Here is a 10,202-nt window from a genome sequence, read left to right as displayed (position 1 = left end):
CGGGACGGCCCCCATCGCGGCGACGTCCGCGAGGTTCTGCACGGCGGCGCGTCGGCCCACGTCCTCACCCGACGACCATGCCCGCCGGAAGTGGCGGTCCTCGACCAGCACGTCGGTGGTCACGACGAAGCGGCCGTCGGGCGCGGCCACGATCGCGGCGTCGTCCCCGGGCCCGAGCAGGGTCGACGACCCGAGGGGCAGCTCCGGGACGATCAGCGCGAGCAGCTGCTCCTCGGTCAGGTCGGCGACATGCACGACGTCACGCTAACGCCGTCCGGGACGTCGTCGACAACTCGTTACGGTGGTGGACGTGCCTGCCCCGCGTCGCCTCGTCGTCCTCGTCCTGCTGCCGGCCGCCCTCGCCGGCTGCTCGTCCGTCGTCGCGACCTCCCCGGGGCCGTTCGCGACCGACCCGGTGTGCGCACAGGTCGTGCTCGCGACGCCCGAGGAGCTCGCGGACGGCCTGACCCGGCAGGACACCAACGCGCAGGCGACCACGGCGTGGAGCGACGGGTCGGCGGCCGTCGTGCTGCGCTGCGGCGTGACGCCGCTCGAGCCCACCACCGACCGCTGCCAGAGCGTCGAGGCCGCGGACGGCACCTCGGTCGACTGGGTGATCGTGGCGTCCGAGCCCGACCACGAGGACAGCAGCGACTGGACGTTCACGACCTACGGACGCGTCCCCGCGGTCGAGGTGCTCGTCCCCGCGGAGATCGCCCGCACGCACCCGACGTCGTTCCTCGACCGGCTCGGCGCCGCCGTGGCGCTCACCGAGCGCGAGCGCGGGTGCCTGTAGCCGCTGCGGACCGCAGCCAGGGCGGACGGCTCAGCGCAGGCCGGTGGGCCGCTCCAGCGCGAGGCGCACGAGGTCGTCGACGAGCTCGGGGTAGCTCACGCCCGACGCCTCCCACATGCGCGGGTACATCGAGAACGGCGTGAAGCCAGGCATGGTGTTGATCTCGTTGACGACGACCTCGTCGTCCGGCGTGACGAACACGTCGACGCGCGCGAGACCCTCGCAGCCGAGCGCCTCGAACGCCTGCACGGCGATCTCCCGGACGCGTGCCGTGACCTCGTCGGGCAGGTCGGCCGGGCAGGCGAGCCGCACCGCGGCCTCGTCGAGGTACTTGGCCTCGAAGTCGTAGAACGCGTGCTTGCCGTGGTCCACGACGATCTCGCCGGGCAGCGACGCGCGCGCCCGCTCACCGTGGTGCCCGCCGAGCACGCCGCACTCGATCTCGCGGCCCTCGATGCCCGCCTCGACGACGACCTTGGGGTCGTGCTCACGTGCGTGCGCGATCGCGGCGGGCAGGTCCGCCAGGTCGTCCACGCGCGAGATGCCCAGGCTCGAGCCCGCACGTGCGGGCTTGACGAACACGGGCAGCCCGAGCGCCGCGATGCGCTCCGTCTGGCCCTGCGGGTCGCGCTCGTACGCACCGGGCAGCAGCACGACGAACGGGCCCACGGGCAGCCCCTGCCCCGCGAAGACGAGCTTCATCATGTGCTTGTCCATGCCCACCGCCGAGGCGAGCACCCCGTCGCCGACGTACCGCACGTCGGCGAGCTCGAGCATGCCCTGCAGCGTGCCGTCCTCGCCGAACGGCCCGTGCAGCAGCGGGAAGACGACGTCGACCTCGCCGACCGCCTGTGCGAGGCTGTCCGCGCCGAGTACGCGCACCGCGCGGTCGGTCGGGTCCTGCGGCAGCAGCACGTGCGCGGCGGCGTCCTCGACCTGCGGCAGGTGGCCGTCCTCGATCGTCCAGCGGTCCGGGTCGTCGTCCGCGAGCACCCAGCGACCCTCGCGCGTGATGCCGACCGCGAGCACGTCGTAGCGGTCGCGGTCCAGCGCCCGCAGCACGCCGCCGGCGGTCGCACAGCTGATCGCGTGCTCCCCGGAGCGTCCACCGAACAGGACCATCACCCGCGGACGACGAGCAGGGTCCCCGACGGCAGGGTCCGCGGCGGTCTGGTCGGCGTCGGGGGTCGCGGTCGGGCCGGTGAGGTCGGCTGAGGCAGGAGTCGGCACGGCGTTCATCGGGGACGACCCTACCCGCCGCGTACGCTGGCGCCGTGACCTCGCCGAACCCGTCCAGGGTGAGCCCACCCACGGTCAGCCCGTCCACGCTCGTCGTCTCCGCGGGGCGACCGGACCGTACCCAGGGCGCGGCGCTCAACCCGGCCCTCGTCCTGTCCTCGACCTTCGTGTCGCAGGGCGTGCCGGAGCCCGACGAGCCGATGTACGCGAGGAACGACACCCCGGCCTGGCACGCGTTCGAGGAGGCGCTCGGCGCGCTGGAGCGGTGCCCGCAGCCCGCGCTCGTGCTCGGGTCCGGGATGGCCGCGATCGCCGCGGCGCTCTCCCTCGTGCCGCCGGGCGGTCGGCTCGTCCTGCCCCGCCACTGCTACCAGGTGACGCTCGGCTACGCGGCCGACCTGACGCAGCGCAGCGGCGTGCGCGTGACGCTCGTCGACATCGCGGACACCGACGCCGTGCTCGCGGCCGTGCGCGGCAGCGGTGACGACGGGCCCGCGGACCTGCTGTGGGTCGAGACACCGACCAACCCGATGCTCGAGGTCGCCGACCTGCCGGCGCTCGTTGCGGGTGCGCACGACGCCGGGACGCTCGTCGCCGTCGACAACACGTTCGCCACGCCCCTCGTCCAGCGCCCGTTCGAGCACGGCGCCGACGTGGTGGTGCACTCGGTGACCAAGTACCTCGCCGGGCACAGCGACGTGGTGCTGGGCGCGGCGCTCGCGGCCGACCCCGCGTTGCACGCACGCCTGCACGCCTACCGCACGCTGCACGGCGCGATCGCGGGGCCGTTCGAGGTGTGGCTCGCGCTGCGCGGCCTGCGCACGCTGGCCCTGCGCGTCGAGCGCGCGCAGGCGTCCGCGCTCGAGCTCGCGCGCCGTCTCGAGGCGCACCCGCGGGTCGTCTCGGTCCGCCACCCGGGGCTGCCCGACGACCCCGGGCACACGCGCGCGAGCCGGCTCATGGACGGGTACGGCTCGATCATCGGGCTGCGGCCCGCGGGCGGTGCCGCCGCAGCCGACGCGCTCGTCGAGGCCGTCCGCCTGTGGGTCCCGGCCACGAGCCTGGGGGGTGTCGAGTCGACGCTCGAGCGCCGGCGGCGGTTCGCCACCGAGTCGCCGACGGTGCCCGAGGACCTGCTGCGCCTCAGCGTCGGGATCGAGGACGTCGAGGACCTGTGGCGCGACCTCGCGGACGCGCTCGACGCCCTGTGACGTCCTTCGGGCGCGACGAGCGGAGCTCGCTCAGCCGGTGACGACCTCGGAGCGCCGTGGGCGGGCCAGCAGCATCGGGGCGAGCTGGTCGACCGGCAGGCCCTCGTAGAGCACGCGGACGACGGCCTCCGTGATGGGCATCTCGATGCCCAGCCGGCGCGCGAGCTCAAGCACCGGCCGGCACGTCTTGACGGCCTCGGCCGTGCCGCCGGTCGCCGCGATCGCCTCGTCGAGCGCCATCCCGCGGCCGATGTGCCCGCCGAGGGTGTGGTTGCGGGAGTCGGGCGACGCGCACGTCGCCATGAGGTCGCCCATGCCCGCGAGGCCCGGGAAGGTCTCGGGTTGGGCACCGAGCGCGAGCCCGAGACGGGTGATCTCGACGAGCCCGCGCGTGATGACGGTCGCCATCGTGTTGTAGCCCAGCCCGCGACCCTGCGAGATGCCCACCGCGAGCGCGATGACGTTCTTGACCGCACCGCACAGCTCGACACCGACGACGTCCGGGTTGGTGTACGGGCGGAAGTACGACGACGCCACGGCGCGCGCGACGAGGGCCGCGGTCTGCGGTGACGCGGACGCCACGACCGTCGCGGTCGGCTGGTGGCGGGCGATCTCGCGCGCCAGGTTGGGCCCGGAGACCACCGCGACACGCTCGTCGGGCAGGTCCAGGGTCTGGGCGACGACCTCGCTCATGCGACGGTCGGTGCCCAGCTCGACGCCCTTCATGAGCGAGACGACGACCGCGTCGTCCCGCAGCGCGCCGCGCAGCGGGGCGAGGGTGTCGCGCGCGACCTGCGACGGGACGGCGACCGCGACGATGCGCGCGTCCGCGACCGCGGCACGGGCGTCGGTCGTCGCCGTCACCGACTCGGGCAGGTCGATGCCCGGCAGGTACACGTCGTTGCGGTGCTGGTCGGCGATCTGCCGCACGACCTCGGCCGACCGGCCCCAGACGGTGACGTCGCAGCCCGCGTCCGCGAGCACGGCGGCGAAGGTCGTCCCCCAGCTGCCGGTCCCCAGGACCGCGGTGCGCAGCGGCAGACCCTGCTCGTCGACGCCCGTCACGGCAGCTCGGGCCGGGTCGCGTGGTCGCCGCCGACCCGCCCGGTGTCGGGCTTGCGCATGTCGTACCGCACGGCGGGCGCGGCCTCGCCGCGGATCTCGACGAGCAGCGCGGTGATCGCGTCCATGACGCGCTCGGTCGCCTCGCGCAGCGTCGCGGTGTCCTGCGGCCGGTCGTACAGGTCGTCGAGGTCCACCGGCGGGCCGGCCACGATCGTGACCTTCTTGCGCGGGATCGGCTTGAGCAGCTTCTTGTAGCGGCCGAGCAGGTTCTGCGGACCCCACTGAGCGACCGGGATGAGGGGCGCGCGGGTGGTCAGCGCGAGGCGCGCGACACCCGTCTTGCCGACCATCGGCCACAGGTCAGGGTCCCGGGTCAGCGTGCCCTCCGGGAACACCGCCACGACCTCGCCGTCGGCGATGGCCTGCACGGCCGCCTGGAGCGACTCCCCCGCGGCTGCGGTGTTCCGGTAGACGGGGATCTGCCCGGTCGCGTGCAGCACCGACCGGACGACGGGCACCTTGAACAGGGACGCCTTCGCCAGGACCCGCGGGGCCACGCCGTTGTCCCACAAGAAGTGCGCGAACGTCAGCGGGTCGACGTTCGTCATGTGGTTGGCCGCGACGATGAAACCGCGGTCGGTCGGGAAGTTCTCGGCACCGTGCCAGTCGCGCGTCGTCGTCGCCTTGAGCAGCGGACGGACGATCCTGGCGACGTTGCGGTAGGCACGGTTGGAACGAGCAGGGGAACGCACGACGAGCAGGCTACCCGGTACCGGCGTGCGCGGATCAGTCGCGGCTGAACTCGGCACCGAGTGCCGTCAGCTTGTCCATGAAGTGCTCGTAGCCGCGGTCGATCAGGCTGATGCCGCGCACCTGCGAGGTGCCCTTCGCGGTGAGCGCCGCGATGAGGTGGCTGAACCCGCCGCGCAGGTCCGGCACCTCGATGTCGGCCGCCGACAGCGGCGTCGGACCGCTGATGACCGCCGAGTGGTAGAAGTTGCGCTGACCGAACCGGCACGGCCGGCCGCCCAGGCACTCCTTGTAGACCTGGATCGTCGCGCCCATCCCGACGAGGGCGTCGACGAACCCGAAGCGGTTCTCGTAGACGGTCTCGTGCACGATCGACAGACCCTTGGCCTGCGTGAGGGCGACGACGAGCGGCTGCTGCCAGTCCGTCATGAAGCCCGGGTGCACGTCGGTCTCGAGCTGGATCGAGCGCAGGTCCCCGCCCGGGTGATAGAAGCGGATGCCCTCGTCGTCGACCACGAACTCGCCACCGACCTTGCGGAACGTGTTGAGGAACGTCGTCATCTCGGGCTGCGTGGCGCCGCGGACGTAGATGTCGCCGCCGGTCGCGAGCGCCGCAGAGGCCCACGAGGCCGCCTCGATGCGGTCGGAGAGGGCGGTGTGCTGGTAGCCCTCGAGCCGGTCCACGCCCTCGATGCGAATCACCCGGTCCGTGTCGACCGAGATGATCGCACCCATCTTCTGCAGGACGTTGATGAGATCCATGATCTCGGGCTCGATCGCCGCGCCTGCGAGCTCGGTGATGCCGTCGGCCCGCACGGCCGTCAGCAGGAGCTGCTCGGTGGCACCCACGCTCGGGTACGGGAGGGCGATCTTCGTGCCCTGCAGGCGCTTGGGGGCGCTCAGGTAGATGCCCTGGGGGCGCTTCTCGACCACCGCGCCGAACTGCCGCAGGATGTCCAGGTGGTAGTTGATCGGCCGGTCGCCGATCCGGCAGCCGCCCAGGTCGGGGATGAACGCCTCACCGAGGCGGTGCAGCAGCGGGCCGCAGAACAGGATCGGGATCCGGCTCGAGCCCGCGTGCGCGTCGATGTCCGCGACGTGCGCGATCTCGACGTCGCTCGGGTCCAGGTGCAGCGTTCCCGCCGCGTCGTCCGCGTCGACCCGGACGCCGTGCAGCTCGAGCAGACCGCGCACGACCGCGACGTCGCGGATCTGAGGGACGTTGCGCAGGACGCTCGGCGTCTCGCCGAGGAGCGCGGCGACCATGGCCTTCGAGACGAAGTTCTTGGCGCCCCTGACCGTGATCTCCCCGCGCAGCGGGTTACCACCGTTGACGTACAGCAGATCGTTCACGCGCCCATCCTCGCCTACCCGCGGCGCAGGGCCCGCTTCTCGGGCACCCCGCGACCGTCCTCGCACCACACCTTCACAGACCCCCGACCGCTCCGCGATCGGACCTGACGCACCCGGCGACGGCCATGACCGCGCCGTGACGTCTCGCTTGCTCGCGCCTGACCCGTGCACGGCGTCCGCCCGTGGTCCACGCGCCCCGGGGCGCGCTCGTACCGCCTTCGCAACCTGCGGCGGCCGCGCGTTCTTCCCGGCGGGCCACCCGCTCACGGTAGCGCGCGGGCCGTGCACGCGCGTGAGCCCGGCGCACCCTGGGCGCGCCGGGCTCACATCACGTCACGTTCAGGCGGGCCGACGACCGATCGACACCTCGACCGGACGCGCCGCCTTGATCTCGACGGGCGGCAGGTGCTTGGCCGGCAGCGTCGCGGGACGCCACGGCTCACGACGCGCCTCGAACTCGGCGATCTCGTCGACGTGCTGCAGCGTCAGGCCGATGTCGTCCAGACCCTCCATGAGCCGCCAGCGCGTGTACGCGTCGACCTGGAACGGCACGACGACGTCGTCGCACACCACGGTGCGCGCGTCGAGGTCGACCGTGATCTCGGTGCCGGGCCTGGTCTCGAGGATCTTCCAGATCAGCTCGATGTCCTCCTGGGCGACCTGAGCGGCCAGGAGCCCCTGCTTGCCCGAGTTCCCGCGGAAGATGTCCGCGAACCGCGACGCGATCACGACCTTGAAGCCGTAGTCCTTGAGCGCCCACACGGCGTGCTCACGCGACGAGCCCGTACCGAAGTCCGGTCCGGCGACGAGCACCGAGCCCGAGCGGTACGCGTCCTGGTTGAGGACGAACGCCGGGTCGCCGCGCCAGGCGGCGAACAGCGCGTCCTCGAAGCCCGTCCGGGTCACGCGCTTGAGGTACACGGCGGGGATGATCTGGTCGGTGTCGACGTTGCTGCGACGCAGCGGCACGCCGACGCCCGTGTGCTGGGTGAACTTCTCCATGGTCTGCCTTCTCTCGTCTCTCGTCGTCCGGTCAGACCGTCTGGAGCCCGGCCACGTCGGCCAGCGGGGAGCCGTCCGGCACCGGCTCGCCGGTGGCGAGGTCGCCGTACGACGAGAGCGTGCCCCGGATCGCGGTCGCGGCGGCGACGAGCGGGGACACGAGGTGGGTGCGACCGCCCTTGCCCTGGCGGCCCTCGAAGTTGCGGTTCGACGTCGAGGCCGACCGCTCCCCCGGCGCGAGCTGGTCGGGGTTCATGCCCAGGCACATCGAGCAGCCCGCGTTGCGCCACTCGGCGCCGAAGTCGAGGAAGATCTGGTCGAGCCCCTCGGCCTCGGCCTGCAGGCGCACGCGCGCCGAGGCGGGCACGACGAGGACGCGCACGTCGTCGGCCTTCTTCTTGCCCCGCACGACCTTGGCGACCGAGCGCAGGTCCTCGATCCGGCCGTTGGTGCACGAGCCGATGAAGACCGTGTCGACCTTGATCTCGCGCAGCGGCTGGCCCGGCGTCAGACCCATGTACTCGATGGCGCGCTCGGCCGCGACGCGCTCGTTGGCGTCGGCGATCGCCTCGGGCACGGGCACGCTGCCCGACAGCGGCAGGCCCTGGCCGGGGTTCGTGCCCCACGTGACGAAGGGCTCGAGGTCGCTCGCGGCGAGCACGATCTCCTCGTCGAACACCGCGTCGTCGTCCGAGCGCAGCGTCGACCAGTACGCGACCGCGGCGTCCCAGTCGGCACCCTCGGGCGCGTGCGGACGACCCTTGAGGTACGCGAACGTCGTCTCGTCGGGCGCGATCATGCCGGCGCGGGCGCCGGCCTCGATCGACATGTTGCAGATGGTCATCCGCGCCTCCATCGACAGGCTGCGGATGGCCTCGCCGCGGTACTCCAGGACGTAGCCCTGGCCACCGCCGGTGCCGATCTTGGCGATGATCGCCAGGATGATGTCCTTGCTCGTCGCACCGGGCGGGAGCTGGCCGTCGACCGTGATCGCCATGGTCTTGAACGGCGCCAGCGGGAGCGTCTGCGTGGCGAGCACGTGCTCGACCTCGGACGTGCCGATGCCGAACGCGAGGGCACCGAACGCGCCGTGCGTCGAGGTGTGCGAGTCGCCGCAGACGACCGTCAGGCCGGGCTGCGTGAGGCCGAGCTGCGGGCCGACCTGGTGGACGATCCCCTGGTCCGCGTCACCCAGCGAGTGGATGCGCACGCCGAACTCCGCCGCGTTGGTGCGCAGCGTCTCGATCTGCGTGCGGCTCGTCGTGTCCGCGATCGGCAGGTCGATGTCGAGCGTCGGGGTGTTGTGGTCCTCGGTCGCGAGCGTGAGGTCCGGACGGCGGACCTTGCGCCCCGCCAGGCGCAGGCCCTCGAAGGCCTGCGGGCTCGTGACCTCGTGGACGAGGTGGAGGTCGATGTACAGGAGGTCGGGCGCTCCGTCGGTGCCTCGTCGCACGACGTGCGCGTCCCAGACCTTCTCTGCCAACGTGCCGGCCATGTGGTGCGGTCCTGTTCTGCTCGTCCGGGTGGGGGTCGTCCCGGTTCTTCGGCCAATCGGGCTGACTTCTGGTGTCGGTACTTGCATCTCAGCCTTCGAGACGCCAATATCGGCCTATGGACAACTCTAGCGGAGTCGGCGTCCTGGACAAGGCCGCATCGGTCCTCAGCGCTCTCGAGGCCGGGCCGGCAACCCTTGCGCAGCTCGTGACCGCCACCCATCTTGCTCGCCCGACGGCCCACCGGCTCGCCGTCGCGCTCGAGCACCATCGCCTCGTCGCCCGCGACATGCAGGGGCGTTTCGTGCTCGGACCGCGACTGTCCGAGCTCGCGACGGCCGCCGGCGAGGACCGCCTGCTCGCCGCCGCCGGGCCCGTGCTCGCGGCCGTGCGCGACCATACCGGTGAGAGCGCCCAGCTCTACCGCCGGCAGGGTGACCAGCGCATCTGCGTCGCCGCCGCCGAGCGGCCCATCGGCCTGCGCGACTCGATCCCCGTCGGCGCGACCCTCACCATGCAGGCCGGGTCGGCCGCGCAGGTGCTGCTCGCGTGGGAGGAGCCGGACCGGCTGCACCGAGGGCTGCAGGGCGCCAAGTTCACCGCGACGATCCTGTCGGGCGTGCGACGCCGTGGCTGGGCGCAGTCGGTCTCGGAGCGCGAGGTGGGCGTGGCGTCGGTCTCCGCCCCCGTGCGCGGGCCCTCGGGCCGCGTCGTGGCCGCCGTGTCGGTCTCCGGGCCGCTCGAGCGCCTCACACGGCAGCCGGGCCGTCTGCACGCCGCAGCCGTCGTCTCGGCCGCCAACCGCCTCACGGAGGTCCTGCGCCGCACCGCGGAGTGATGAGCCGCACCGCGGAGTGACGAACAGCATCGCGGAGTGACGAACACCACGCCTGCCGAAGGCCCCGGGTCACGATGACCCGGGGCCTTTCGCATGCCGCACGGACATCGAGGCGGTCGCAGGCAGTCGTTGCCGACGGCGGGGAGTCGCAGTGCTCGGGAACGACGAAGGCCCGGTCACCGTGGTGACCGGGCCTTCCGCTGTACCCCCGACCGGATTCGAACCGGCGCTACCGCCGTGAGAGGGCGGCGTGCTAGGCCGCTACACAACGGGGGCCTATCGCCTGCGTGACCCGTGGGCCTCGCTTGCGTGTGAACACTTTACCCGAAGGTCCGGAGTGCTCCGAACTCGCAGGTCAGCGGTGCTCGCGCTGGGGTACCAGGACTCGAACCTAGACTAACTGAACCAGAATCAGTCGTGCTGCCAATTACACCATACCCCATGGGGGTATGACC

At 72.5% G+C, this 10,202-nt stretch carries 10 protein-coding genes and 2 tRNA genes; 3 read left to right on the top strand and 9 right to left on the bottom strand.

From position 1 onward, the window contains the following. Window positions 1–255 (bottom strand): thiamine-monophosphate kinase (locus CWIS_RS19465; RefSeq protein WP_048343482.1); only part of this gene is annotated, 255 nt, incomplete at its 3' end. Between the two features lie 55 nt (window positions 256–310). Between CWIS_RS19465 and CWIS_RS11630 the strand changes: the two genes are divergently transcribed. Continuing rightward, complete coding sequence (locus CWIS_RS11630) at window positions 311–796, top strand: DUF3515 family protein (RefSeq protein WP_048343478.1); 486 nt, start codon at window positions 311–313, stop codon at window positions 794–796. 30 nt (window positions 797–826) lie between these two features. Here the strand turns inward: CWIS_RS11630 and CWIS_RS11625 are convergent, their stop codons facing one another. Further along, a complete protein-coding gene (locus CWIS_RS11625) occupies window positions 827–2,035 on the bottom strand; it encodes a D-alanine--D-alanine ligase family protein (RefSeq protein ID WP_082156413.1) in 1,209 nt (402 codons plus the stop codon). Between the two features lie 35 nt (window positions 2,036–2,070). Here CWIS_RS11625 and CWIS_RS11620 point away from each other — a divergent pair, with 35 nt between their 5' ends. Next, window positions 2,071–3,246, top strand: a complete 1,176-nt coding sequence (locus tag CWIS_RS11620) for a PLP-dependent aspartate aminotransferase family protein (protein WP_231583819.1) — start codon at window positions 2,071–2,073, stop codon at window positions 3,244–3,246. Window positions 3,247–3,276: 30 nt separating this feature from the next. On the opposite strand, the gene CWIS_RS11615 is transcribed toward CWIS_RS11620, so the two are convergent. The 5 genes from CWIS_RS11615 to leuC form a co-directional block, all read right to left on the bottom strand. Beyond that, window positions 3,277–4,311: an NAD(P)H-dependent glycerol-3-phosphate dehydrogenase gene (locus CWIS_RS11615; protein ID WP_231583816.1), complete on the bottom strand. Its 1,035-nt coding sequence runs from the start codon at window positions 4,309–4,311 to the stop codon at window positions 3,277–3,279. Continuing rightward, window positions 4,308–5,063, bottom strand: a complete 756-nt coding sequence (locus tag CWIS_RS11610; RefSeq protein WP_048343461.1) for a 1-acyl-sn-glycerol-3-phosphate acyltransferase — start codon at window positions 5,061–5,063, stop codon at window positions 4,308–4,310. The genes CWIS_RS11615 and CWIS_RS11610 overlap by 4 nt, the downstream gene beginning before the upstream one ends. Before the next feature lie 34 nt (window positions 5,064–5,097). Next, entirely contained in the window at window positions 5,098–6,414 is a 1,317-nt protein-coding gene (gene murA / locus CWIS_RS11605) for a UDP-N-acetylglucosamine 1-carboxyvinyltransferase (protein WP_048343460.1), read from the bottom strand. Between the two features lie 339 nt (window positions 6,415–6,753). After that, on the bottom strand, window positions 6,754–7,416 hold the full coding sequence (leuD, locus tag CWIS_RS11600; RefSeq protein ID WP_048343459.1) for a 3-isopropylmalate dehydratase small subunit: 663 nt from the start codon (window positions 7,414–7,416) through the stop codon (window positions 6,754–6,756). A 31-nt stretch (window positions 7,417–7,447) separates the two neighbouring features. Next, window positions 7,448–8,911: a 3-isopropylmalate dehydratase large subunit gene (gene leuC, locus CWIS_RS11595; protein ID WP_048343458.1), complete on the bottom strand. Its 1,464-nt coding sequence runs from the start codon at window positions 8,909–8,911 to the stop codon at window positions 7,448–7,450. 116 nt (window positions 8,912–9,027) lie between these two features. Between leuC and CWIS_RS11590 the strand changes: the two genes are divergently transcribed. Beyond that, window positions 9,028–9,747 carry an IclR family transcriptional regulator gene (locus tag CWIS_RS11590; RefSeq protein ID WP_048343457.1) on the top strand — a complete coding sequence of 240 codons (720 nt, stop codon included), beginning with the start codon at window positions 9,028–9,030 and terminating at the stop codon, window positions 9,745–9,747. 203 nt (window positions 9,748–9,950) lie between these two features. Here the strand turns inward: CWIS_RS11590 and CWIS_RS11585 are convergent. Then, window positions 9,951–10,023: transfer RNA gene (locus CWIS_RS11585), tRNA-Glu, on the bottom strand. A 94-nt stretch (window positions 10,024–10,117) separates the two neighbouring features. Then, window positions 10,118–10,189 (bottom strand) — tRNA-Gln (locus CWIS_RS11580). Window positions 10,190–10,202 lie beyond the last annotated feature (13 nt).

The organism is Cellulomonas sp. A375-1 (genome assembly GCF_001040865.1).
Taxonomy (GTDB): domain Bacteria; phylum Actinomycetota; class Actinomycetes; order Actinomycetales; family Cellulomonadaceae; genus Cellulomonas; species Cellulomonas gelida.
The sequence above is the reverse complement of the archived record's forward strand: the minus strand, read 5'-3'. Positions and strand labels throughout refer to the sequence as shown.

Coding starts and splice junctions, on each gene's coding strand:
- leuC (WP_048343458.1), bottom strand. CDS start 8,911: ATGGCCGGCACGTTGGCAGAGAAGGTCTGGGACGCGCACGTCGTGCGA.
- CWIS_RS11625 (WP_082156413.1), bottom strand. CDS start 2,035: ATGAACGCCGTGCCGACTCCTGCCTCAGCCGACCTCACCGGCCCGACC.
- leuD (WP_048343459.1), bottom strand. CDS start 7,416: ATGGAGAAGTTCACCCAGCACACGGGCGTCGGCGTGCCGCTGCGTCGC.
- CWIS_RS11590 (WP_048343457.1), top strand. CDS start 9,028: ATGGACAACTCTAGCGGAGTCGGCGTCCTGGACAAGGCCGCATCGGTC.